Below are 23,956 nucleotides of genomic sequence, written 5' to 3'. Positions count from 1 at the left end.
CAAGACTGCTAAAACTAGACGTCGAGCAGCAGACGCGTTGGATCTTCCAGCAGCTCTTTAATGGCGACCAGGAAGCCCACGGACTCGCGGCCATCGATCAGACGGTGATCGTAAGAGAGCGCCAGATACATCATTGGCAGGATCTCAACTTTACCGTCTACCGCCATCGGACGATCTTTGATGGCGTGCATCCCCAGGATCGCGCTCTGCGGTGGGTTGATGATAGGCGTGGACATCAGTGAACCGAATACACCGCCGTTGGTAATGGTGAAGTTACCGCCGGTCAGGTCGTCTACGGTCAGCTTGCCGTCGCGGCCTTTCACAGCCAGCTCTTTAATGTTTTTCTCGATGTCAGCCATACCCAGGGTATCCACATCACGCAGAACTGGGGTTACCAGGCCACGTGGGGTAGAAACCGCCATGCTGACGTCGAAATAGTTGTGGTAAACCACGTCATCGCCATCAATAGACGCGTTCACTTCCGGGTAGCGTTTCAGCGCTTCAACAACCGCCTTCACGTAGAAGGACATAAAGCCCAGGCGGATACCGTGGCGTTTTTCAAACGCGTCACCGTACTGCTTACGCAGGTCCATGATTGGCTTCATGTTGACTTCGTTGAAGGTGGTCAGCATCGCGGTGGAGTTTTTCGCTTCCAGCAGACGCTCAGCCACACGCTTACGCAGGCGAGTCATCGGTACGCGTTTTTCGCTGCGTGCGCCCAAAGCAGGCTGTGCCGCTGGCGCTGCCGCAGGGGCTTTGGCTTCTGCTTTCGCAGGCGCTTTCGCCAGGTGTTTCTCAATGTCTTCGCGAGTCAGACGACCACCCACACCGGTGCCTTTAATGGCTGCCGCGTCCAGGTTGTGCTCAGCCAGCAGACGACGGATCGCCGGGCTCAGTGCGTCGTTGGTTTGCTCTTCCAGAGACGCCTGCTGGCGCTGCGCTGGGGTAGAGGCTTTCTCATCAGACTTGGCGCTGGACTCTTTGCCCGCGCTGTTGCCTTCACGCAGGCGACCCAGGATCTGACGAGAGGTTACGGTGGTGCCTTCATCTTCCAGCACTGCATCCAGAACGCCATCCGCCGAAGCCGGTACTTCCAGTACCACTTTGTCAGTTTCGATTTCTACCAGCACTTCATCACGCTTAACGGCATCGCCCGGTTTTTTGTGCCAGGTGGCGACGGTCGCATCTGCTACAGATTCAGGCAGGTCGGGAACAAGAATATCTACGCTACTCATTATGTATCCTTTAATTAATCGACGTTCAGCGCGTCATTGACCAGATCTTGTTGCTGCTTCTGGTGAACGGACATATACCCTACCGCCGGAGAGGCGGAGGCCGGGCGACCTGCATAACGCAGAGCAGACCCAAATGGAATCACTTCACGGAAATGATGCTGGCTGCAATACCATGCGCCCTGGTTGAGCGGCTCTTCCTGGCACCAGACAAAATCATGTACGTGAGCATATTGTTTCAGCACTTCCTGCATCGCCTGATGCGGGAATGGATAAAGCTGTTCGATACGCACGATGGCGACATCTTTCTGGTCGTTCTTACGGCGTTGTTCCAGCAAGTCGTAATAAACCTTACCAGAACACATTACGACACGCTTGACGCCTTTCGGATCCAGCTCGTCAATCTCGCCGATGGCCGGCAGGAAGGTGCCGTTTGCCAGTTCATCCAGGCTGGACACGGCCAGCGGATGACGCAGCAGAGATTTCGGAGACATCACCACCAGTGGACGACGCATTCCGCGCAGCGCCTGACGACGCAGCATGTGGTAAACCTGAGCCGGGGTAGACGGCACGCAAACCTGCATGTTCTGCTCAGCACAGAGTTGCAGATAACGTTCCAGACGCGCGGAGGAGTGCTCCGGCCCCTGGCCTTCGTAACCGTGTGGCAGCAGCATGACCAGGCCACACATACGGCCCCACTTCTGTTCACCCGAAGAGATGAACTGGTCGATAACCACCTGCGCACCGTTGGCGAAGTCACCGAACTGCGCTTCCCAGATGGTCAGGGTGCGTGGTTCTGCGGTGGCATAGCCGTATTCAAACGCCAGTACCGCTTCTTCAGACAGCACGGAGTCCCAGACCTTGAACTGGCCCTGGCCGTTATGTACGTGCTGCAACGGGGTATAGGTTGAACCGTTAGTCTGGTTATGCACCACGGCATGACGGTGGAAGAAGGTACCACGGCCCGCATCTTCACCGGACAGACGAACAGGAATACCCTCGTCAACCAGCGTTGCATAAGCCAGGTTTTCAGCGCCACCCCAGTCGAACAGCTTCTCACCTGCCGCCATAGCCTGACGGTCGGAGTAGATTTTCTGCACGCGAGACTGCATCTCGATAGCATCTGGCACAGTGCTGATGCGTTTTGCCAGCTCCTGCAGGCGCTTCATCTCAACCTTGTTCGGGTAGCTCTCATCCCACTCGTGGTTGAGGTACGGTGACCAGGTAAAGGAGTGCATGTTCATTGGGCGCAGCTCTTTCACTACGCATTCACCCGCATCCAGCGCATCACGGTAGAGGTTGACCATTTCGGTCGCATCTTCCAGCGAGGACACTTTTTCCGCTTCCAGCTTGTCAGCATAAATTTTACGCGGGGTCGGGTGTTTTTTGATTTTCTGGTACATCAACGGCTGAGTTGCACTTGGCTCATCCGCTTCGTTGTGGCCATGACGGCGGTAGCAGAACAGGTCGATGAACACATCGCGTTTGAACGTGTTACGGAAGTCCAGCGCCAGGCGGGTCACGAAAGCAACGGCTTCTGGGTCATCCGCGTTAACGTGGAAGATAGGTGCCTGTACCATTTTACCGATGTCGGTGCAGTACGGGGTAGAACGCGCATCCAGTGGGTTAGACGTGGTGAAGCCCACCTGGTTGTTGATAACGATGCGAACAGTACCACCCACTTCGTAGCCACGCGCTTTGGACATGTTCAGGGTTTCCTGAACCACGCCCTGCCCGGTTACGGCTGCATCACCGTGAATGGTGATTGGCAGAACTTTGTTGCTGCTTGGCTCGTCCAGACGATCCAGACGCGCACGCACGGAACCGATAACCACCGGGCTGACGATCTCCAGGTGCGACGGGTTAAACGCCAGCGCCAGGTGAACCAGGCCGCCCTGGGTTTCGATATCAGACGAGAAGCCCATGTGGTACTTCACGTCACCGGTGCCGAGGTGTTCTTTATGTTTGCCCGCGAATTCGTCGAACAGATCCTGCGGCTTTTTACCCAGCACGTTGATCAGTACGTTCAGACGACCACGGTGCGCCATGCCCAGTACCACTTCACGGGTGCCGCTGTTGCCTGCGTGGCGAATCAGCTCTTTCAGCATTGGCACTAATGCATCACCGCCTTCCAGCGAGAAGCGTTTTGCGCCCGGGAATTTCGCGCCCAGATAGCGCTCAAGGCCTTCTGCTGCGGTCAGTTCGCTCAGGAAGCGTTTTTTCTCTTCAACAGAGAAGGTCGCATGGCCTGCCACAGATTCAATGCGCTGCTGGATCCAGCGTTTTTCTTCTGTAGAGGTAATGTGCATGTATTCCGCGCCGATGGAGCCGCAATAGGTTTGCTTGAGCGCATCAATCAGATCGCCCAGCTTCATCGTGTCTTTGCCGATAGCGAAAGAACCTACGTTAAAGCTTTCCTGGAAATCGGCCTCGGTCAGATCGTGATAAGCCGGATCAAGATCCGCCACACGATCTTGCTGCCACAGTCCCAGCGGATCGAGATTCGCGTGCTGGTGACCACGGAAGCGGTAAGCGTTGATAAGTTGCAGGACTTTAACCTGCTTCGCATTGGTGTCAGGGTCGGAAATCGCAGAAGAGTAACGTGAGGCATCCTTCGCCAGACGGCGGAAATAATCACGTGTTTTGGAGTGGAATTGATCCGGTTTGACTCCCGTGCCAGGCAACTCCTGGAACATGGAACGCCAGTTTGCGTCCACTGAGTCAGGATCGGTTAAGAAGTCTTCATAGAGCTGTTCGATCCAGCTCTGGTTCGCACCAGAAAGGAAAGAAGAGTCCAGCCAGGCTTTCATTGCGCCGTTCTGCATCGTGATCCCTTAAGCATTTTTATGCTTACTTTCGCCGTAGAAACTACCACGCACAACACGTGTACGTGCCGGGGTTCACCTGCGAGCTCTTCTCTCTGTAGTGGCTCGCGAAGGAACCTTTAAAAACTGTCTACACTTCAGGGCAGTTTTTAGAGGTTTCCTGCAATTTGCCCGGTGGCGCTACGTTTACCGGGCCTACTCTCTCGTAGGCCGGATAAGCGCAGCGCCATCAGGCGTTGTTACTTATGCACTGCGTTGCAACAACATCGACTTAATATGACCGATGGCGCGCGTTGGGTTCAGCCCCTTAGGACACACACTGACGCAGTTCATGATGCTATGGCAGCGGAATACGCTGAAAGCGTCACTCAGTCCTTCCAGACGGTTATCGGTTTCGGTGTCGCGGCTATCGATCAGGAAGCGATAGGCAGCCAGCAGACCGGCCGGGCCGATAAACTTGTCCGGGTTCCACCAGAACGATGGGCAAGATGTCGAACAACATGCACAGAGAATACACTCGTACAAGCCATCGAGTTTTTCACGCTGCTCAGGAGACTGTAAGTGCTCGCGAGCGGGTGGATTTTGCCCATTATTCAATAAGTAAGGCTTAATCTTCTCATATTGTGCATAGAATTGCCCCATGTCCACCACCAAATCGCGCACGACCGGCAGGCCAGGCAGAGGACGGATAACAATTTTCTGACCCGGGCGCTGCAACGCGGAAATTGGCGTGATACAGGCAAGACCATTTTTGCCGTTCATGTTGACGCCGTCAGAGCCGCAAACCCCTTCACGACAGGAGCGACGGAACGACAGCGTTGGATCTTTTTCTTTCAGCTGCATTAACGCATCAAGCAGCATCATGTCACGGCCTTCTTCTGCTTCCAGCGTGTAATCCTGCATACGCGGAGCATCGTCTACATCCGGGTTATAACGATAAACTGAGAATTCGAGTTTCATTGTCCTGTCTCCGCATTAGTAAGTACGAATCTTCGGCGGGAACGCCGGACGCAGTTTCGGTTCCATATTGACGCTACGACGCGTCATGGTTTCCGACTCTGGCAGATACAGGGAATGGCACAGCCAGTTTTCGTCATCACGATCCGGGAAGTCGAAGCGGCTATGCGCGCCACGGCTCTCGGTACGGAAGTTTGCCGACATCGCGGTTGCGAACGCGGTTTCCATCAGGTTATCCAGCTCCAGGCACTCAACGCGCTGGGTGTTGAACTCGCTGGAGGTGTCGTCCAGACGGGCATTTTTCAGACGCTCGCGGATCGCTTTCAGCTGCTCAAGACCTTTGGCCATTGCGTCACCTTCACGGAATACCGAGAAGTTGTGCTGCATACATTCCTGAAGCGCTTTACGGATTTCCACCGGATCTTCACCGTTACGGTTACCGTTCCAGCGGTTCAGACGTTCAAGAGAGGCATCGATTTCAGCGTCGGTCGCGTCAAGCAGGTCGCCCTGTTCGGCGATCGACTCTTGCAGATGCAGACCCACCGCACGACCAAATACCACCAGGTCCAGCAGAGAGTTACCGCCCAGACGGTTTGCACCGTGTACGGATACACAGGCGATTTCGCCTACCGCGAACAGGCCAGGGATAACCACATCTTCGCCCTGCTCGTTCACGGTCAGCGCCTGTCCGGTCACTTTGGTCGGAATACCGCCCATCATGTAGTGGCAGGTTGGGATAACCGGAATCGGTTCTTTAACCGGGTCAACGTGGGCGAAGGTACGGGACAGCTCCAGGATGCCCGGCAGACGGGATTCCAGAACCTCTTTACCCAGGTGATCCAGTTTCAGCTTGGCGTGTGGACCCCATGGGCCGTCACAGCCGCGGCCTTCACGGATTTCGATCATAATGGAACGCGCCACCACGTCACGACCCGCCAGGTCTTTCGCATTCGGGGCATAACGCTCCATGAAGCGCTCGCCGTGTTTGTTCAGCAGATAACCACCTTCACCACGGCAGCCTTCTGTCACCAGAACGCCTGCACCGGCGATACCGGTTGGGTGGAACTGCCACATTTCCATATCCTGCACCGGCACACCAGCGCGGATAGCCATGCCAACGCCGTCACCGGTGTTGATGTGGGCGTTAGTGGTGGACTGATAAATACGGCCTGCGCCGCCGGTCGCCAGCACGGTTGCGCGGGCTTTGAAGTAAACCACTTCACCGGTTTCGATGCACAGCGCGGTACAACCTACCACTGCGCCATCGGCGTTTTTCACCAGATCCAGCGCGTACCACTCGGAGAAGATAGTGGTGTGGTTTTTCAGGTTCTGCTGATACAGAGTGTGCAGCAGCGCGTGACCGGTACGGTCAGCTGCCGCCGCAGTACGTGCCGCCTGCTCGCCGCCGAAGTTTTTCGACTGGCCGCCAAACGGACGCTGATAGATGGTGCCATTTTCCAGACGGGAGAACGGCAGACCCATATGATCCAGTTCCAGAATCGCTTCCGGGCCAGTCTTACACATATATTCGATGGCATCCTGGTCGCCGATGTAATCGGAACCTTTTACCGTATCGTACATGTGCCATTCCCAGTTATCTTCATGGGTATTACCGAGCGCAACGGTGATGCCACCCTGCGCGGACACGGTGTGCGATCGGGTCGGGAAGACTTTAGAGAGCAGCGCACAGGTCTGGCCGCTCTGGGAAATTTGCAGCGCTGCGCGCATACCTGCGCCACCCGCACCAATTACAACAGCATCAAATTCTCTGACTGGCAGTTTCATTACACACCCCACACCACAACGAATCCATAAATGACGTAAACCACCAGAGCAACGACGATAGCCAGTTGCAGCGGAAGGCGAATGGCCAGTGGTTTAACGTAATCAGTCAACACCTGCCACATGCCAATCCAGGCATGAATAAGGATGGAGAACAGGGCCAGCAGGGTGAACACTTTGGTGAAGGCAGATCCGAAGAACCCGCTCCAGATTTCCCACGTCAGCGTGCCGCTGGTCGCGAAGAAACCAATCATATAGATGATGTAAAGGGTGAGAACGATGGCGGTAGCACGGACCAGAATGAAGTCATGTACGCCGTTGCGTCCTAATGCGGAGGCGTTGCTTACCATACGAGAACTCCTGCGAGAAGTGAAAGCACGACAGTAATCACAAACGAAATGTTAGCGGAGCGTTTCCCGGCTTCGAAGGTTTCTTCCAGATAGCCAAAGTCCATCAGCATATGGCGAACACCCACTACTACGTGGTACGCCAGCGCGGTCAGAATGCCCCACATGATAAATTTCACGAAGAAGCTGTTCATAATGGCAGAGGCCTGAAGGAACCCTTCAGGAGATGAGAGGCTGGTTCCCAGTAACCACAGCAGAATACCGACCGCCACAAACGTAATTACACCTGAAACACGGTGCAAAATGGACGCTATTGCTGTTACAGGGAATCGGATCGTTTTGAGATCCAGATTGACAGGTCTTTGTTTTTTCACATTTCTTATCATGAATAACGCCCACATGCTGTTCTTATTGTTTCCTTCCTCCGGACTGCGATGCGGGTCAAGCAGCGTTCCTTTTCTATAACTGCGCGTCATGCAAAACATTGCTTCCAAATGCTAAAACGACACGTTACAACGCTGGGTGGCTCGGGATTGCAGGGTGTTCCGGAGACCTGGCGGCAGTATAGGCCGTTCACAAAATCATTACAATTAACCTACATACAGTTTGTCGGGTTTTCTCTGGAACAGTGATCAGGGTCACGATAACAACATCTTTTTAAATTTTAATCATCTGATTTGACAAATGTTAAACAATATTGTTACAAACGTCATCAGAAAAGGCATATAATGCGCAAAAGTTATGAGGTCTCTCTTTCACCTGACAAATAGTTATGTAACAGTGTGATGGTATTGACCGAAGTTATCAGGACAGTTATTAGTGATATACAGGTTTGAATAATTCGGACTGCAAAAACGCTGATTTGCTGTGTTTTCACTGATATTTCATCCGTTTACCTGCAAGGCGCCATAGCTCTGTACCCTGGTTTCTCCTCGTGAGCTGAGCGGTAAGCCAAATAACAATCTGGTAACGGTGATTAACAGCTGAATGCAAATCCGGTGAACAGCAGTCTTAAGCATAAGGCGCTAAGGAGACCGTAAATGGCTGATACAAAGGCAAAGCTCACCCTAAATGGTGACACTGCTATTGAACTGGATGTGCTAAAAGGCACGCTCGGTCAGGATGTTATTGATATCCGTACGCTGGGTTCTAAAGGTGTTTTCACCTTTGACCCTGGATTTACCTCTACCGCATCTTGCGAATCCAAAATCACCTTCATCGACGGTGACGAAGGTATCCTGCTTCACCGCGGTTTCCCCATCGATCAGTTAGCTACCGAATCCAACTATCTGGAAGTGTGCTACATCCTGCTGAACGGCGAAAAACCGACGCAGGCGCAATACGATGAATTCAAAACCACCGTTACCCGCCACACCATGATCCATGAGCAGATCACCCGTCTGTTCCATGCGTTCCGTCGTGACTCTCACCCGATGGCGGTGATGTGCGGTATTACCGGTGCGCTGGCGGCGTTCTACCACGACTCCCTGGACGTGAATAACCCACGTCACCGTGATATCGCGGCGTTCCGTCTGCTGTCCAAAATGCCAACCATGGCAGCGATGTGTTACAAATACTCTATCGGTCAGCCGTTCGTTTACCCGCGTAATGACCTCTCTTACGCCGGTAACTTCCTGCGTATGATGTTCTCCACGCCGTGCGAAGAGTACGAAGTGAACCCGGTGCTGGAACGCGCAATGGACCGTATTCTGATCCTGCACGCAGACCACGAGCAGAACGCCTCTACGTCTACCGTGCGTACCGCTGGCTCTTCAGGCGCGAACCCGTTCGCCTGTATCGCTGCGGGCATTGCCTCCCTGTGGGGACCGGCACACGGCGGTGCGAACGAAGCGGCACTGAAGATGCTGGAAGAGATCAGCTCCGTGGAACACATTCCTGAATTCGTGCGCCGCGCGAAAGACAAGAATGACTCCTTCCGTCTGATGGGCTTCGGTCACCGTGTTTACAAAAACTATGACCCACGCGCAACCGTAATGCGTGAAACCTGTCACGAAGTGCTGAAAGAGCTGGGCACCAAAGATGATCTGCTGGAAGTGGCGATGGAGCTGGAACATATCGCGCTGAACGACCCGTACTTCATCGAGAAGAAACTCTACCCGAACGTAGACTTCTACTCTGGTATCATCCTGAAAGCGATGGGTATTCCATCTTCCATGTTCACCGTGATCTTCGCCATGGCACGTACCGTGGGCTGGATCGCGCACTGGAACGAAATGCACAGTGAAGGCATGAAAATCGCCCGTCCTCGCCAGCTGTACACCGGCTACGAGCAGCGTGATTTTAAGTCTGATCTTAAGCGCTAACAGATGTTGGGTGTGGTCTGATGCCCTCACCCTTGCCCTCTCCCACAGGGAGAGGGCACAAACATTAAAAACGGCAACCTTTGGGTTGCCGTTTTGCTTTTACCTCCGCCACCCGGCTTTTTTACATCTGGCACCCAGGGCACCAGTAAAACGGTCTTGAAGAGAGCGTAGTCTTCTTAATCACCCCGCCGCACCGCTCGCAGGGTTCGCCATCGCGATGAAACACCTTAAAGCGGAACAACGCCCCGTGGTGCTTGTTGTCATCCACCATGCCACGCGTGTTGTACGACAGGCGCGGGATATCCAGCAGCGCATGGGATAACGCATCGAGTTGCGCCTCATTCAGCTGCGACGCTTTATGTTGCGCCGCCAGCCCCACCGCCCACAGAATTTCCACGCGAAGATAATTCCCTAACCCCGCCAGAAACGCCTGATCGAGCAACAACCCCGAAAACTGCCGGTTGCGGAAGGCGGGCGATAATAACCGGGCTTTAACATCCTGAGCCGTCAGCCGCATATCCAGCACATCCGGCCCGACACGTTGCAGGAACGGGTGAGTGAGCAGTTGCTCTGGCGTTAACATTTCGATATCCGAGGCGCTGTACAGCAGGATGGTTTTATCAGCCGTTTGCAATTTAACACGCAGCACTCGGGTGGTTTGTAATGACTCACCCGTATTCACCACCCGCCAGACACCGTAAAGCTGGTTATGGCTATATAACGTCAGGTTATGGGAAAAGTGCGTCAGCAGTGCTTTGCCCCGCGTTTCAATATGGGTCACCGTTTGCCCCACCAGTTGTGCTTCAAACGGTTTCAGTTGAGGGAAAGCAAACCAGACATCCGTCAGGGGTTTGCCTTTTATCGCCGCCTCCAGGCTATCCGCCGCGCGGCGGATCTCCGGGCCTTCTGGCATCTTTCATGCCTTATTGTAAAATTCAGGCGCGAACGAGGATCCCCTGTTCGGCAAAAGCCGCCCGCAGACGACGCGCAAACAGCAGCGCGTGCTCACCATCACCGTGTAAACACACCGTTTCGGCCTGTACGTTTGCCTGCGTACCGTTAATCGTTTTCACCCGCCCGGTGCGTATCATGTCCAGCGTTTGCGCCAGCGCCTGCGCCTCATCAGTGATAAGCGCACCCGGCTGACTGCGCGGAACCAGGCTTCCGTCCTGCTGATACCCTCTGTCGGCAAACACTTCCTGACGAGTGACCAGCCCCAGACGCTGCCCGGCGCGAATAAGTTCACTGCCCGCCAGCCCGACCAGGATCAGCTGCGGGTTGTGATCCCGCACGGCACGGGCAATGGCGTCCGCCAGAGCCGGATCCTGCGCGGCCATGTTGTAGAGCATCCCGTGCGGCTTCACGTGGCGCAGCACACCGTGCTGGGCGCGGACAATCGCGTCCAGCGCTCCGGTCTGGTACAGCGTCTGGGCGTAAACCGTCTCGGGCGGTAAAACCATTGCCGTACGGCCGAAGTTTTCCCGGTCGGGGAATCCCGGATGGGCTCCTATCGCCACGCCATGTTTAATGGCATTACGCACGCTCACCAGCATGGTCTGCGCATCGCCCGCATGAAACCCGCAGGCGATATTGACCGAAGAGACCAGCATCATCAGCTCTGCATCGGCCTGCCCGCCCTCGCCCAGATCGGCGTTTAAATCAATCTTTACCATCGAGTCGCCACGCCAGTTGTTCAAGATAGCGCTGCTGATCGTGGCGCGCTTTCAGAGCCTCTTCCAGCGAACATTGCACGAAGTGGATCGGCTGCCCAAGCGGTATTTGCGCCAGATGGTAGCGATCGGCATCGATAATACAGGCAATACGCGGATAACCGCCGGTTGTCTGCGCATCATTCATCAGTACAATTGGTTGTCCGTTTCCCGGCACCTGGATGACGCCAGGCAACAAACCGTGGGAGAGCATTTCCCGGTCGGTGGTCCGGTTCAGGGGTTGCCCCTGCAAGCGATAGCCCATGCGGTTACTTTGTGGGCTAAGGTGCCACGGAAAACGCCAGAAAGACTCCTGAGAAACCTCGTCAAATTCCTGATATTCCGGTCCCGGCAAGGCGCGGATCAGATTCCCCCAGAGCAGTTGTTTCACCCCCTGGGTCGTGGTGAAGTGACGAGATGACGGCCTGACGGCGAGGCGATCGCCATCGCGAAGTAAGCGCCCTTCATGCCCGCCAATGCCCGCTTTGGCATCGGTACTGGACGAGCCCATAACCTCCGGCACATCGATGCCTCCGGCAACCGCAAGATAGCTGCGTACGCCGTGTAACGGCCGTTTGAGCGTCAGACGCTGGCCCGCTTTTGCCCGCAGTCGCCAGCCCGTCCACACCGCTTTGCCATCAAGGGTGGCGTCACAACCTGCACCGGTCAGGGCAAACCAGGTTTCCTGGCTAAATTCCACCACGCACTGACCGAGGGTGATTTCCAGCGCTGCCGTACTGCCAGGGTTGCCCACCAGCAGGTTGGCAATTTCAAGTGCCGGCCGGTCGAGTGCGCCACAATAGCTGACGCCCGACTGGCGCAGGCCAAACCGGCCCGCATCCTGAACTGAGGTATAAAGTCCTGCGCGAATAAGCGTTAACATATCCCCTCCTTCTGCGGGATAAAGCGCAGGATATCACCAGGGCGAAGGAGGATTGGCGCATCCTTCCCGGGTTCAAATAGCGGCGCAGAGGTGTGTCCGATCAACTGCCAGCCACCGGGTGAAGCAAGCGGATAAATGCCGGTTTGCTGCCCTCCGATAGCCACTGTCCCTGCCGGGACGCTCAGGCGCGGTTCAGCCCGACGCGGTGTGTACAGCTCAGGAGATAAACCGCCCAGATACGGGAATCCGGGCTGGAATCCTAAAAACCAGACCACGTAGTTCACCGAGGTGTGCAGCTCGACAACCTGTTTTTCTGTTAACCCGCAGTGCTGCGCCACAACAGACAAATCAGGGCCGCCCTTACCGCCATAAACGACCGGGATCTCAATCGCCCGGGATTCTGGCTCCAGCGCATCACTCTCTTCCCACCAGCTTTGCAAACGCTCGATGGCGTCCAGCGCCAGAGTATGTGGATTACGCAGAACAACGGTGATGTTGTTCATACCCGGAATGGCCTCCACCACTTCCGGCACATCCGCCAGGCGCTGCGTCAGCCGCCAGATACGCTTTTGCGTGGCCAGGGTTACCGGGGGCTCAAGCTCCAGAACCACTGCCGTTTCGCCCAGAAGATAACAACGCGCTCGCTGCACTTAAGCACCTCTCATCAGGCAGGATTTGGGATATCCACAAATGTCACATCCAGATCGGTATTTTCCGTCAACCACTCGCTGAGTGCGCGGATGCCACCACGCTCTGTTGCGTGATGCCCGGCCGCGTAAAAATGCAGCCCTTGTTCACGTGCGGAGTGAACGGTCTGTTCAGACACTTCGCCGGTGATGAATGCATCCACACCGAAACGCGCCGCGCTGTCGATAAAGCCCTGACCGCCGCCTGTGCACCAGGCAACGCGTTTAACCGTATCTGGCCCGGTATCACCGCACCACAGCGGGCGGCGCCCCAGTCGGGCTTCAATCCAGGAGGCCAGCTCCAGCCCTGGTACCGGCATGGCCAGCTCACCCCACGGCACCAGCGGCTCGATTTCGCCCATCACCGTGATGCCCAGCAGCTGCGCGAGCTGGACGTTATTACCCAGTTCTGGATGGGCATCCAGCGGCAGGTGATAACCGTAGAGGTTAATGTCGTTTGCCAGCAGTGTTTTCAGACGGTTACGCTTCATACCGCGGATAATCGGCGATTCGTTTTTCCAGAAATAACCGTGATGTACAATCACTGCATCGGCTTCCTGACGCACCGCCTCATCCAGCAGAGCCTGGCTTGCCGTTACGCCGGTTACAATCTTCTGTATGTTTTCACGCCCTTCAACCTGCAAGCCATTCGGACCGTAGTCGCTGAAGCTGGCACTGTTCAGCTTCTCGTTAATCAGACGTTCCAGTTCGCTGTTTTTCATCATCACTCTCTTAGGCTTTACGGGCGGCTTCATACGCTGCCAGGGTGGCAACGCGCGCCTGTTTATGGTCAACAATCGGGCGGGGATACTCGAGCGTGACGCCCTGTTTATCCGCCCACACCCAGGGTTCATGCAGCGCTTTCAGCGGCACGTCAGCAAGCTCGGGGAGCCAGTGACGTATAAACTTGCCGTCAGGATCAAACTTCTGCCCCTGGGTGGTCGGGTTAAAAATACGAAAATAGGGAGCGGCATCGGTTCCCGTTGACGCGGCCCATTGCCAGCCACCGTTGTTAGCCGCAAGGTCGCCATCAATCAGCTGAGACATAAAATAGCGCTCCCCGATACGCCAGTCGATAAGCAGGTCTTTCACCAGAAAACTGGCGGTGATCATGCGCAGGCGATTGTGCATCCAGCCGGTGTCATTGAGCTGGCGCATCGCGGCATCCACTATCGGGTAGCCCGTCCGCCCGTTTTGCCAGGCGTTCAACTGAGTATCATTCATCTGCCATTTTACGTTATCCGTCCAGCGAATGAAGGGCCGGTGCTTACATAAACCAGGATGATACGTCATCAAATGACGGTAAAACTCACGCCAGATAAGCTCGTTAAGCCACACCGCACCCGCACCGCCTTCCAGCGCCTGCGGCTGTTCCGCCAGCAGACGATGCAAACACTGACGCGGCGAAAGGACACCGAGGGCTAAACTGGCGGATAAACGGCTGGTGCCTTCAATGGCAGGGTAATCCCGGCGGGTTTCGTATCCGGCCGCATCCTGTTTGCAGAAGTGGCGCAGCTGAGCAATAGCCGCTTTCTCGTCTGGCGGGAAAAGGGTTTCATCGAAATCTTTTTGCGGGTAATTAAACGCCAGCCCAGGCAAATCCTTTATCGTTTCGCCACGGGACGCAGGGGCGGCAACGCACTCCGGGAGCGCCTCTTTCAGGCGTTTGATAAACGCGTTTTTGAACGGCGTAAAGACTTTATACATCTCGTGGTTGCCGGTCATAACGCTGCCCGGCGGCAGCATCACGCTGTCATCAAATCCCTGACACACCACATTCTGCAACGTTTTTTCCAGCAGGCGATCGCGTTGCTGCTCGTTGAATTCGTACTGATAGTTGTAAAAGAGATGCGTAACGCTGTGCTGCTCGCAGATGTGCTGCACTTTTTGCGACTGCGCGGCGAAATCACTGACCTCGGCATACAGCAGAGGAATGCCTTTTTCTGCAAGTGCGCGTTGTAGGCTACTGAGATGCGAGGCTAAACAGGCCGTTTGCCGTGGGGCCATATCATGCTGCTGCCACTGTCCGGGCGTAGCGATAAACAGCGCCAGCACTCTGGCATCCTGAGAGCGGCAGGCTGCCGCGAGAGCGATGTTGTCATGTACGCGCAGGTCCGCGCGAAACCAAACCAGATGGGTGGGCATAAAACTCCAGGCAAATATCTATTATGTCCGTAAAGGCACGCCACCAAAGGAAAAAGCGGCGGCCTTTTACTGTACTTTGCCATGAAGTGTAGACGGGATGAAATAAAAAAGGCCGCCCGAGGCGGCCTTAACGCTACTTGTCCTGCGCTATCGTGGTCAATGCAACAAACCCGGTCGGTTCATCACGCTTCACAACGAGTACGCTGGCGACAATGAACGCAATGCATATATAGCGTTTCATTATGCGGTCCCTGCTGCTAACCGCTCCACCGTTCACCACCGGTGATAAGTCGGTGGACACAAGCTCTGTGTGGAGCCTGACTCACGGTTGTGGAAATACCTCTCCCGTGACCGGTGCCCATTTGCGAGATGGCGGAAAGGGACGCAGCATAGTAATCCCCGCACGAACGAAGCGTAATCCATTAAAATGGTTTTTAAGAATATATTTAGTAGTTAAGCATTTGAATCTTCTGCTTGCAGAAGTATGCTTGCAAACCTCTGTGTGAGAGCTTGAAAAACCACCCAACGGACCGCGAATCTCGAGGGACAAAAAAACCGCCACATTGCTGTTGGCGGTTTTTTTATTGCTGTATGTAATCTTTTTTTTTAGTAGAAATCGCAGGTCGCTTTTTCGGCCTGATCCATCCACACCGGCTTCTCGCTGGTTTTCGCCCAGACGCGGTGCAGATAGCTGTAAAAACGTGCGCGATCTTTCCAGAAAAGCATCACGGGCAGTGCGAGGACACCGGCCACTACGGCGAAAGTGCGACGCATGAAAACGATATGAGCCGGATATTCTTTATAAAGATCCATAATTTTCTCCCCTATAGTTGGCCGGAAACGTCATCCGGAAAATTCAAAATCTGTGATCTGGCTAAAATAATACCGCCTTGATTGTAATTTTACTACTCATCCGACCACTTATTTTCATCCATTTGGCAAATATTTACATTCGACTCGTAATTAAGTTACAAGAAAGTTAACAAAATACTTATCATTAGTTAAATTGTGGCCTTTTCATTTTTATACTTTTTTTACACCCCTCCTCCCGATTTTTGCGAAATCTTTGCGCCGTAAATCCTACCTTTAGCACAAATACAAATGTCACCCGGAGGTGGATTGTGAGTGCAGGTCTGATTGCCGGCATCGTGCTGGTTTTCCTGTTATTGGGTTATCTGGTTTATGCCCTGATTAATGCGGAGGCATTCTGATGGCTGCTCAGGCGTTTTTGCTTATTGCTAGCTTTTTACTGGTGCTGTTCCTGCTTGCAAGACCACTGGGAACCCTGCTTGCGCGAATGATCAACAACGTGGCGCTGCCCGTTGTTGGCAGTGTTGAAAAAGGGCTCTGGCGCGTACTGGGAATACGCGACCAGGAGATGAACTGGTGTCAGTATCTGATGGCCATCCTGCTGCTTAATATTGTCGGGCTGTTTGCCCTGTTCGCAATGTTAATGCTTCAGGGCATTCTGCCGCTTAACCCACAGCAGTTGCCGGGCCTGTCCTGGCATCTGGCGTTGAACACGGCGGTCAGCTTCGTCAGTAATACCAACTGGCAGTCCTATGCCGGTGAAACCACCCTGAGCTACTTCAGCCAGATGGCCGGCTTAACGGTGCAGAACTTCCTCTCTGCGGCCAGCGGCATAGCGGTGATCTTCGCCCTGACGCGAGCCTTTGCGCGCCAGAATGTCGGCACGCTGGGCAACGCCTGGGTCGATTTGACACGCATCACCTTGTGGGTGCTGCTCCCGATCTCCCTCATCATGGCGTTGTTCTTTATCCAGCAAGGCACGCTGCAAAACCTGCTTCCCTACACAAGCTATACCTCGCTTGAAGGGGCAAAACAGCTACTGCCAATGGGGCCAGTTGCCTCGCAAGAGGCCATAAAAATGCTCGGCACCAACGGGGGCGGGTTCTTCAATGCCAACTCGTCTCATCCGTTTGAAAACCCGACCGCACTGACGAACTGCGTACAAATGCTGGCGATCTTCCTGATCCCTGCCGCGCTGTGCTTTGCGTTTGGCGATGTGGTTAACGATCGCCGCCAGGGGCGCACCCTGCTCTGGGCGATGTCCCTTATCTTCGTGGTTTGTGCTGCGCTGGTGATGTGGGCCGAATGGAATGGCAACAGCCACTTCATGCAGCTGGGTGCCAGTAGCAACATCAATATGGAAGGAAAAGAGAGCCGCTTTGGCATCCTGGCGAGCAGCCTGTACGCGGTTGTCACCACGGCGGCCTCGTGCGGTGCAGTCAACGCGATGCACGACTCCTTTACGGCACTGGGCGGCATGATCCCACTGTGGCTGATGCAAATCGGTGAAGTGGTGTTTGGCGGCGTGGGGTCCGGGCTGTACGGCATGTTGCTGTTTGTTCTGCTGGCGGTGTTTATCGCCGGGCTGATGATTGGCCGCACCCCGGAATACCTGGGGAAAAAAATCGACGTGCGTGAAATGAAGCTCACCGCGCTGGCTATCCTGGTCACTCCGGCACTGGTGCTGCTTGGCACTGCGCTGGCGCTGATGACCGACGCGGGACGCAGCGGCATCTTCAACCCGGGCATTCACGGTTTTAGTGAAGTGCTTTATGCCGTCTCGTCTGCCGCCAACAACAACGGCAGCGCCTTTGCGGGCCTGAACGCCAACTCCCCGTTCTGGAACTGTCTGCTGGCGTTTTGCATGTTTGTCGGCCGTTTTGGCGTCATTGTGCCCGTGCTGGCTATTGCCGGTTCGCTGGTGAGTAAAAAAATCCAACCGACCACCAGCGGTACGTTACCGACCCACGGCGCGCTGTTCACTGGATTGCTGATTGGCACTGTGTTGCTGGTCGGTGCCCTGACCTTTATCCCCGCCCTCGCGTTAGGCCCGGTCGCGGAATATCTCTCTTTACGCTGATTTTGCGGAGAATTTGTCATGAGTCGTAAACAACTGGCCCTGCTTGAACCGTCTTTAGTTCGCCAGGCGCTAATGGATGCGGTGAAAAAGTTAAGCCCGCGCGTTCAGTGGCATAACCCGGTGATGTTTATCGTCTGGGTTGGCAGCCTGCTCACCACGGCACTGGCGGTGGCGATGGGAACCGGTCATCTGGTGGGAAACGCGCTGTTTACCGGGGCAATCAGCCTCTGGCTGTGGTTCACCGTGTTGTTCGCCAACTTTGCCGAAGCCCTGGCGGAAGGCCGCAGTAAAGCGCAGGCCAACAGCCTGAAAGGGGTAAAAAAGACCGCGTTTGCCCGCAAATTGCGCGAGCCAAAATATGGCGCGCAGATGGATCACGTCCCGGCGGATGAGCTGCGTAAAGGGGATGTGGTGCTGGTCGAAGCCGGGGATATCATCCCCTGCGATGGCGAAGTCATTGAAGGCGGGGCCTCGGTAGACGAAAGTGCCATTACCGGGGAATCCGCCCCGGTTATCCGTGAATCCGGCGGCGACTTTGCCTCCGTCACGGGCGGCACGCGCATTCTCTCTGACTGGCTGGTTATTCAGTGCAGCGTTAACCCGGGTGAAACCTTCCTCGACCGGATGATCGCCATGGTCGAGGGCGCACAGCGTCGTAAAACGCCAAACGAAATCGCCCTGACCATTCTGCTGGTTGCCTTGACCATTGTCTTTCTGCTGGCAACCGCCACCCTGTGGCCGTTTTCCGCCTACGGTGGTACGGCGGTGAGTATCACTGTGCTGGTTGCTCTGCTGGTCTGTCTGATCCCGACCACTATCGGCGGGCTGCTTTCAGCCATTGGTGTGGCGGGCATGAGCCGGATGCTGGGCGCGAACGTTATCGCCACCAGCGGACGTGCCGTTGAAGCTGCGGGTGATGTGGACGTTCTGCTGCTGGATAAAACCGGGACCATCACCCTCGGCAATCGTCAGGCGTCGGATTTCTTACCCGCGCCTGGCGTGGATGAAAAAACGCTGGCTGACGCCGCGCAGCTTTCATCGCTGGCCGATGAAACACCGGAAGGCCGCAGCATCGTGATTCTGGCTAAGCAGCGTTTCAACCTGCGTCAGCGCGATGTACAGAGTCTTCATGCCACCTTTGTGCCCTTCACTGCCCAGACCCGTATGAGCGGGATTAACATCCAGGACCGGATGATCCGCAAAGGCTCCGTCGACGCCATTCGTCGCCATATCGAAGCCAACAACGGCCATTTCCCGCCAGAAGTGGACAAACTGGTCGAAAGCGTTGCCCGTCAGGGGGCCACTCCACTGGTGGTGGCAGAGGGATCGCACGTGCTGGGCGTTATTGCGCTGAAAGATATCGTTAAAGGCGGGATCAAAGAGCGTTTCGCCCAGCTACGCAAGATGGGTATTAAAACGGTGATGATCACCGGGGATAACCGTCTTACCGCCGCCGCGATCGCCGCAGAAGCGGGCGTTGATGATTTCCTGTCAGAAGCCACGCCAGAAGCCAAACTGGCGCTGATCCGCCAGTATCAGGCTGAAGGTCGCCTGGTGGCGATGACGGGTGACGGCACCAACGATGCGCCAGCGCTGGCGCAGGCCGATGTCGCGGTTGCGATGAACTCCGGGACGCAGGCGGCGAAAGAGGCGGGCAACATGGTCGACCTCGACTCTAACCCGACCAAACTGATTGAGGTCGTTCACATCGGTAAACAGATGCTGATGACCCGTGGTTCGCTGACCACCTTCAGTATTGCCAATGATGTGGCGAAGTATTTTGCCATTATCCCGGCAGCGTTCGCGGCAACCTATCCGCAACTTAACGCGCTAAACGTCATGCATCTGCACTCCCCGGCGTCGGCCATTCTCAGCGCGGTGATTTTTAACGCCCTGATCATCGTCTTCCTGATCCCGCTGGCGCTAAAAGGCGTGAGCTACAAGCCACTGACCGCCGCCGCCATGCTGCGCCGTAACCTGTGGATTTACGGGCTCGGTGGGCTGGTCGTTCCTTTCGTTGGCATCAAGGTTATCGACATGCTGTTGACTCTGTTCGGGCTGGTTTAAAAGGTGAATCAAATGACAATGTTACGCCCCGCTATACTTCTGTTTATTCTGTTATCGCTGATTACCGGCGGCCTTTACCCGCTGGTGACCACCGCGCTGGGCCAGTGGTGGTTTACCGATCAGGCGAACGGCTCGCTGATTATGCAGGATGGCGAAACCCGTGGTTCACGCCTTATTGGTCAGAACTTTACGGATGCCCGCTACTTCCAGGGCCGCCCTTCCGCCACGGCGGAAAGCCCGTATAATCCGATGGCTTCCGGCGGCAGTAATCTGGCCGGCAGCAACCCGGATCTGGATCATGCGATCGCTGAACGCGTTGCCGCCCTGCGTGCAGCCAATCCGCAGGCCAGCCGCGAGGTGCCTGTCGAGCTGGTGACCGCCTCCGCCAGCGGGCTGGATTACAGCCTGACGCCGGAATCGGTGGCATGGCAAATTCCGCGCGTGGCTGCCGCCCGCCAGCTGACCATCGAACAGGTTACCCAGCTGGTGGCTGAACATACGCAAAAACCGCTGGTCAGTTTCATCGGGATGCCAGTCGTGAACATTGTTGAGCTGAATCTGGCGCTGGACGCGCTAAGGAAAAACTAAATGACCGACGAGCCCATTCGCCCGGACCCGGACAGGCTGCTCGAACAGACCGCTGAAGCCCATCGCGGCAAACTGAAAATCTTTTTCGGCGCCTGTGCGGGCGTCGGGAAAACCTTTGCCATGCTCACGGAAGCACAGCGGCTACGGGCGCAAGGGCTCGACATTCTTATCGGCGTCGTCGAAACGCACGGGCGCAAAGAGACGGCATCGCTGCTGGCCGGGCTTGCCACGCAGCCGCCCCGGCGTATCAACCACCGCGGGCGTCTGGTCACTGAGTTCGATCTGGACGCCGCCCTCGCCCGCCGCCCTGCGCTTATCCTGATGGACGAACTGGCGCACAGCAATGCGCCAGGCTCACGCCACCCTAAACGCTGGCAGGACGTCGAAGAGCTTCTGGAAGCGGGCATCGACGTTTTTACGACCGTGAACGTGCAGCATCTGGAGAGCCTGAACGACGTGGTCAGCGGTGTCACCGGTATTCAGGTGCGGGAAACCGTGCCGGATCCGTTCTTCGACTCTGCCGATGAGGTTGTGCTGGTCGATCTTCCCCCCGACGATCTGCGCCAGCGCCTGCACGAAGGTAAAGTGTATATCGCAGGCCAGGCTGAACGCGCCATTGAGCATTTCTTTCGCAAGGGTAACCTGATTGCCCTGCGCGAGCTGGCCCTGCGCCGCACGGCCGACCGCGTTGACGATCAGATGCGCGCCTGGCGTGACCTGCAAGGGCAAGAGCGCGTCTGGCACACGCGGGATGCCATTCTGCTGTGTATCGATCACGGCAGCGGCAATGAAAAACTTATCCGTACAGCCGCCCGGCTGGCAGCAAAATTTGGCAGCGTCTGGCACGCGGTGTATGTCGAAACCCCTCGTCTTCATGCGCTGCCGGAAAACCAGCGCCGGGCGATCCTGAGCTCGCTCCGGCTGGCCCAGGAGCTTGGCGCTGAAACCGCCACCCTCTCCGACCCGTCAGAAGACAAAGCCATTCTGCGCTACGCGCGCGAACACAATCTCGGCAAAATCGTGATTGGTCGCCGTCAGCATCGCCGCTGGTTTAGTCGCGAATCCTTTGCCGATAAGCTGGCCCGACGCGCACCGGATCTGGACCTGGTGATTGTGGCGCTCGATGACAAGCCCTCTCCCCTGCCAGGCCGTCTGCCGGATGCCCGGGCGTTTAGCGATAAATGGCGTATTCAGATCCGCGGCTGCTTTGTGGCCGTGGTACTTTGCGCCCTGATAACCCTTATTGCCAGCCAGTGGCTGATCGCCTTTGACGCCGCTAACCTGGTGATGATTTACCTGCTGGGCGTGGTTGTGGTGGCGCTTTTCTACGGCCGCTGGCCGTCGGTACTGGCGACGGTTATCAACGTGGTGAGCTTCGATCTGTTCTTTATTGCACCGCGTGGCACGCTGGCGGTGTCGGATGTGCAGTACATCCTGACGTTTGGCGTGATGCTTACCGTGGGGCTGGTTATCGGGAACCTGACGGCGGGCGTTCGCTATCAGGCGCGCATTGCCCGCTATCGTGAACAGCGCACCCGCCATCTGTACGAGATGTCCAAATCCCTGGCGGTGGGCCGCACGCCGCTGGATATCGTCCAGACCAGCGAGCAGTTTATTCGCTCCACGTTTCATGCCAGCAACCTGATTTTGTTACCTGACGAACATGGCGTACTGCGCCCGCTAACGTCAGCCACCGGAATGACGCCGTGGGATGAAGCCATTGCCCGCTGGAGTTTTGACAAGGGTTTACCCGCCGGTGCCGGGACCGATACGCTGCCAGGCGTGCCGTACCAGATCCTGCCGCTGCGCAGTGCCGACAAAAATCAGGGGCTGGTGATTGTCGAACCCACCAACCTGCGCCAGTTGATGATCCCCGAGCAGCAGCGCCTGCTGGAGACATTTACCCTGCTGGTCGCAAGCGCGCTTGAACGTCTGGCGCTCACCGCCAGCGAAGAGCAGGCAAGGCTTGCCAGCGAACGCGAGAGCATTCGTAACTCCCTGCTGGCGGCGCTGTCGCACGACCTGCGTACCCCGCTCACCGTGCTGTTTGGTCAGTCAGAGATCCTGACGCTTGATCTGGCGGCGGAAGGCTCTAGCCACGCCATGCAGGCCAGCGAAATACGCCAGCATGTGCTCAATACCACCCGGCTGGTGAATAATTTGCTGGATATGGCACGCATTCAGTCCGGTGGTTTTAACCTCAAAAAAGAGTGGCTGACGCTTGAGGAAGTGGTCGGCAGCGCCTTAAAAATGCTCGAGCCGGGAATGGGCGGCCGGCATATTGAGCTGAACCTGCCGGAGCCGCTGACGCTGATCCACGTTGACGGGCCGCTGTTCGAGCGCGTGCTGATTAACCTGCTGGAAAATGCCGCCAAATATGCCGGTCAGAAAGCGCGTATTGGCATTAACGCAACGGTAGAGGCACACACCCTGCAGCTCGAGGTCTGGGACACCGGGCCTGGCATCCCTGCCGGGCAGGAGCACGCAATTTTTGAGAAATTCGCGCGCGGGAATAAGGAGTCGGCCATTCCTGGAGTCGGGCTGGGGCTGGCGATTTGCCAGGCCATTATCGATGTGCACGGGGGAACCATTTCAGCGGCGAACCGCCCGGAAGGCGGCGCGCATTTCTGTGTTACACTTCCCCTTGATCCCCCGCCAGAACTTGATGAATTACCAGAGGATTTGTGATTAACGTCCTGATTGTTGAAGATGAACTCGCGATTAGCCGTTTTCTGCGCGCCGCGCTGGAAGGAGACGGCCTGCGCGTTCATGAAGCGGGGACGCTTCAGCGCGGCCTTATCGAAGCCGCAACCCGCAAGCCGGACCTGGTTATTCTCGATCTGGGGCTGCCGGATGGCGATGGCATCGATTTCATCCGCGAAGTGCGCCAGTGGAGCCAGATGCCCATTCTGGTGCTCTCGGCCCGTACCGAAGAGACAGATAAAATCGCAGCGCTCGATGCCGGTGCTGACGACTATCTGATTAAGCCCTTCGGGATTGGCGAACTTCAGGCCCGGTTACGCGTGGCGCTGCGCCGACACAGCGCCACAACCCCTTCAGAGCCGGTGTACACCTTTTCCGACATTCAGGTTGATTTAGCTTCGCGCCGCATTCAGCGCGGTGAAGAGGAGATCCACCTCACCCCGATTGAATTTCGCCTGCTCGCCGTTTTGCTCAACAACCACGGTAAGGTCCTCACCCAGCGTCAGCTGTTAAATCAGGTCTGGGGGCCAAACGCTGTCGAGCATAGTCACTATTTACGCATATATATGGGACACCTTCGCCAGAAACTCGAAGTCGACCCCGCGCGTCCTCGCCATTTATTAACTGAAACCGGTATCGGTTATCGATTCATGATTTGAATAGTTATTCATTTTGATTTTAATTAAAACAAATAACATCCCATAACTCTATTAGAAAATAACCAGGCCGTTATTTACGGCTTATTTTTCGTCAATAAAAACAATACAAAAACATAACGTTAACATTAAACACACAAAACAGCATTTTGATCTGCGTTA

20 protein-coding genes are annotated in these 23,956 nt (G+C 55.8%); 7 read left to right on the top strand and 13 right to left on the bottom strand.

From position 1 onward, the window contains the following. Window positions 1-14: 14 nt before the first annotated feature. From odhB to sdhC, 6 genes are all read right to left on the bottom strand, one after another. Complete coding sequence (gene odhB / locus N1249_RS06340) at window positions 15-1,235, bottom strand: 2-oxoglutarate dehydrogenase complex dihydrolipoyllysine-residue succinyltransferase (protein WP_089598913.1); 1,221 nt, start codon at window positions 1,233-1,235, stop codon at window positions 15-17. 14 nt (window positions 1,236-1,249) lie between these two features. Further along, on the bottom strand, window positions 1,250-4,057 hold the full coding sequence (gene sucA, locus N1249_RS06335; RefSeq protein ID WP_259835552.1) for a 2-oxoglutarate dehydrogenase E1 component: 2,808 nt from the start codon (window positions 4,055-4,057) through the stop codon (window positions 1,250-1,252). A gap of 243 nt (window positions 4,058-4,300) precedes the next feature. Beyond that, window positions 4,301-5,017 carry a succinate dehydrogenase iron-sulfur subunit SdhB gene (gene sdhB / locus N1249_RS06330; protein WP_010428707.1) on the bottom strand — a complete coding sequence of 239 codons (717 nt, stop codon included), beginning with the start codon at window positions 5,015-5,017 and terminating at the stop codon, window positions 4,301-4,303. 15 nt (window positions 5,018-5,032) lie between these two features. Continuing rightward, window positions 5,033-6,799: a succinate dehydrogenase flavoprotein subunit gene (gene sdhA / locus N1249_RS06325; protein WP_259835549.1), complete on the bottom strand. Its 1,767-nt coding sequence runs from the start codon at window positions 6,797-6,799 to the stop codon at window positions 5,033-5,035. Further along, window positions 6,799-7,146 (bottom strand): succinate dehydrogenase membrane anchor subunit, encoded by a 348-nt coding sequence (sdhD, locus tag N1249_RS06320; RefSeq protein WP_008501088.1) that lies wholly within the window; start codon window positions 7,144-7,146, stop codon window positions 6,799-6,801. Before sdhD ends, sdhA begins: the two co-directional genes overlap by 1 nt. Continuing rightward, window positions 7,140-7,544, bottom strand: a complete 405-nt coding sequence (gene sdhC / locus N1249_RS06315) for a succinate dehydrogenase cytochrome b556 subunit (protein WP_020684965.1) — start codon at window positions 7,542-7,544, stop codon at window positions 7,140-7,142. Before sdhC ends, sdhD begins: the two co-directional genes overlap by 7 nt. A 639-nt stretch (window positions 7,545-8,183) precedes the next feature. On the opposite strand from sdhC, the gene N1249_RS06310 reads away from it, so the two are divergent. Continuing rightward, entirely contained in the window at window positions 8,184-9,467 is a 1,284-nt protein-coding gene (locus N1249_RS06310) for a citrate synthase (protein WP_259835546.1), read from the top strand. A gap of 121 nt (window positions 9,468-9,588) precedes the next feature. Here N1249_RS06310 and nei read toward each other — a convergent pair whose 3' ends face one another. From nei to N1249_RS06275, 7 genes are all read right to left on the bottom strand, one after another. Then, a complete protein-coding gene (nei, locus tag N1249_RS06305) occupies window positions 9,589-10,380 on the bottom strand; it encodes an endonuclease VIII (RefSeq protein WP_259835534.1) in 792 nt (263 codons plus the stop codon). Between the two features lie 22 nt (window positions 10,381-10,402). Next, window positions 10,403-11,140, bottom strand: coding sequence for a 5-oxoprolinase subunit PxpA (gene pxpA / locus N1249_RS06300; RefSeq protein ID WP_259835532.1), 738 nt, complete (start codon window positions 11,138-11,140; stop codon window positions 10,403-10,405). Then, entirely contained in the window at window positions 11,127-12,059 is a 933-nt protein-coding gene (gene pxpC, locus N1249_RS06295; protein WP_259835529.1) for a 5-oxoprolinase subunit PxpC, read from the bottom strand. Before pxpC ends, pxpA begins: the two co-directional genes overlap by 14 nt. Next, entirely contained in the window at window positions 12,053-12,709 is a 657-nt protein-coding gene (gene pxpB / locus N1249_RS06290; RefSeq protein WP_259835526.1) for a 5-oxoprolinase subunit PxpB, read from the bottom strand. Before pxpB ends, pxpC begins: the two co-directional genes overlap by 7 nt. A gap of 14 nt (window positions 12,710-12,723) precedes the next feature. Then, on the bottom strand, window positions 12,724-13,467 hold the full coding sequence (locus N1249_RS06285; RefSeq protein ID WP_166717478.1) for a type 2 GTP cyclohydrolase I: 744 nt from the start codon (window positions 13,465-13,467) through the stop codon (window positions 12,724-12,726). A gap of 10 nt (window positions 13,468-13,477) precedes the next feature. Then, window positions 13,478-14,890 (bottom strand): deoxyribodipyrimidine photo-lyase, encoded by a 1,413-nt coding sequence (gene phrB, locus N1249_RS06280; RefSeq protein WP_259835523.1) that lies wholly within the window; start codon window positions 14,888-14,890, stop codon window positions 13,478-13,480. A gap of 606 nt (window positions 14,891-15,496) precedes the next feature. Beyond that, a complete protein-coding gene (locus N1249_RS06275; protein ID WP_014069366.1) occupies window positions 15,497-15,703 on the bottom strand; it encodes a YbfA family protein in 207 nt (68 codons plus the stop codon). 308 nt (window positions 15,704-16,011) lie between these two features. On the opposite strand from N1249_RS06275, the gene kdpF reads away from it, so the two are divergent. Genes kdpF through kdpE form a run of 6 tightly spaced genes read left to right on the top strand, consistent with a single transcriptional unit; the run spans window position 16,012 to window position 23,797 of the window. After that, a complete protein-coding gene (gene kdpF / locus N1249_RS06270; RefSeq protein WP_014069365.1) occupies window positions 16,012-16,101 on the top strand; it encodes a K(+)-transporting ATPase subunit F in 90 nt (29 codons plus the stop codon). Next, window positions 16,101-17,780 (top strand): potassium-transporting ATPase subunit KdpA, encoded by a 1,680-nt coding sequence (kdpA, locus tag N1249_RS06265; protein WP_259835518.1) that lies wholly within the window; start codon window positions 16,101-16,103, stop codon window positions 17,778-17,780. Before kdpF ends, kdpA begins: the two co-directional genes overlap by 1 nt. 18 nt (window positions 17,781-17,798) lie before the next feature. Next, window positions 17,799-19,847: a potassium-transporting ATPase subunit KdpB gene (gene kdpB, locus N1249_RS06260; RefSeq protein ID WP_259835515.1), complete on the top strand. Its 2,049-nt coding sequence runs from the start codon at window positions 17,799-17,801 to the stop codon at window positions 19,845-19,847. 12 nt (window positions 19,848-19,859) lie between these two features. Further along, complete coding sequence (gene kdpC / locus N1249_RS06255) at window positions 19,860-20,435, top strand: potassium-transporting ATPase subunit KdpC (RefSeq protein ID WP_259835512.1); 576 nt, start codon at window positions 19,860-19,862, stop codon at window positions 20,433-20,435. After that, window positions 20,436-23,123 carry a two-component system sensor histidine kinase KdpD gene (gene kdpD, locus N1249_RS06250; protein WP_259835498.1) on the top strand — a complete coding sequence of 896 codons (2,688 nt, stop codon included), beginning with the start codon at window positions 20,436-20,438 and terminating at the stop codon, window positions 23,121-23,123. Further along, a complete protein-coding gene (gene kdpE / locus N1249_RS06245) occupies window positions 23,120-23,797 on the top strand; it encodes a two-component system response regulator KdpE (RefSeq protein WP_259835495.1) in 678 nt (225 codons plus the stop codon). The genes kdpD and kdpE overlap by 4 nt, the downstream gene beginning before the upstream one ends. Window positions 23,798-23,956 lie beyond the last annotated feature (159 nt).

This window comes from Enterobacter sp. CP102 (assembly GCF_025152625.1).
Taxonomy (GTDB): Bacteria; Pseudomonadota; Gammaproteobacteria; order Enterobacterales; family Enterobacteriaceae; genus Enterobacter; species Enterobacter soli.
This window is presented reverse-complemented; position numbering and strand designations above follow the sequence as displayed.

Coding starts and splice junctions, on each gene's coding strand:
- odhB (WP_089598913.1), bottom strand. CDS start 1,235: ATGAGTAGCGTAGATATTCTTGTTCCCGACCTGCCTGAATCTGTAGCA.
- sucA (WP_259835552.1), bottom strand. CDS start 4,057: ATGCAGAACGGCGCAATGAAAGCCTGGCTGGACTCTTCTTTCCTTTCT.
- sdhB (WP_010428707.1), bottom strand. CDS start 5,017: ATGAAACTCGAATTCTCAGTTTATCGTTATAACCCGGATGTAGACGAT.
- sdhA (WP_259835549.1), bottom strand. CDS start 6,799: ATGAAACTGCCAGTCAGAGAATTTGATGCTGTTGTAATTGGTGCGGGT.
- sdhD (WP_008501088.1), bottom strand. CDS start 7,146: ATGGTAAGCAACGCCTCCGCATTAGGACGCAACGGCGTACATGACTTC.
- sdhC (WP_020684965.1), bottom strand. CDS start 7,544: ATGTGGGCGTTATTCATGATAAGAAATGTGAAAAAACAAAGACCTGTC.
- N1249_RS06310 (WP_259835546.1), top strand. CDS start 8,184: ATGGCTGATACAAAGGCAAAGCTCACCCTAAATGGTGACACTGCTATT.
- nei (WP_259835534.1), bottom strand. CDS start 10,380: ATGCCAGAAGGCCCGGAGATCCGCCGCGCGGCGGATAGCCTGGAGGCG.
- pxpA (WP_259835532.1), bottom strand. CDS start 11,140: ATGGTAAAGATTGATTTAAACGCCGATCTGGGCGAGGGCGGGCAGGCC.
- pxpC (WP_259835529.1), bottom strand. CDS start 12,059: ATGTTAACGCTTATTCGCGCAGGACTTTATACCTCAGTTCAGGATGCG.
- N1249_RS06285 (WP_166717478.1), bottom strand. CDS start 13,467: ATGAAAAACAGCGAACTGGAACGTCTGATTAACGAGAAGCTGAACAGT.
- phrB (WP_259835523.1), bottom strand. CDS start 14,890: ATGCCCACCCATCTGGTTTGGTTTCGCGCGGACCTGCGCGTACATGAC.
- N1249_RS06275 (WP_014069366.1), bottom strand. CDS start 15,703: ATGGATCTTTATAAAGAATATCCGGCTCATATCGTTTTCATGCGTCGC.
- kdpA (WP_259835518.1), top strand. CDS start 16,101: ATGGCTGCTCAGGCGTTTTTGCTTATTGCTAGCTTTTTACTGGTGCTG.
- kdpB (WP_259835515.1), top strand. CDS start 17,799: ATGAGTCGTAAACAACTGGCCCTGCTTGAACCGTCTTTAGTTCGCCAG.
- kdpC (WP_259835512.1), top strand. CDS start 19,860: ATGACAATGTTACGCCCCGCTATACTTCTGTTTATTCTGTTATCGCTG.
- kdpD (WP_259835498.1), top strand. CDS start 20,436: ATGACCGACGAGCCCATTCGCCCGGACCCGGACAGGCTGCTCGAACAG.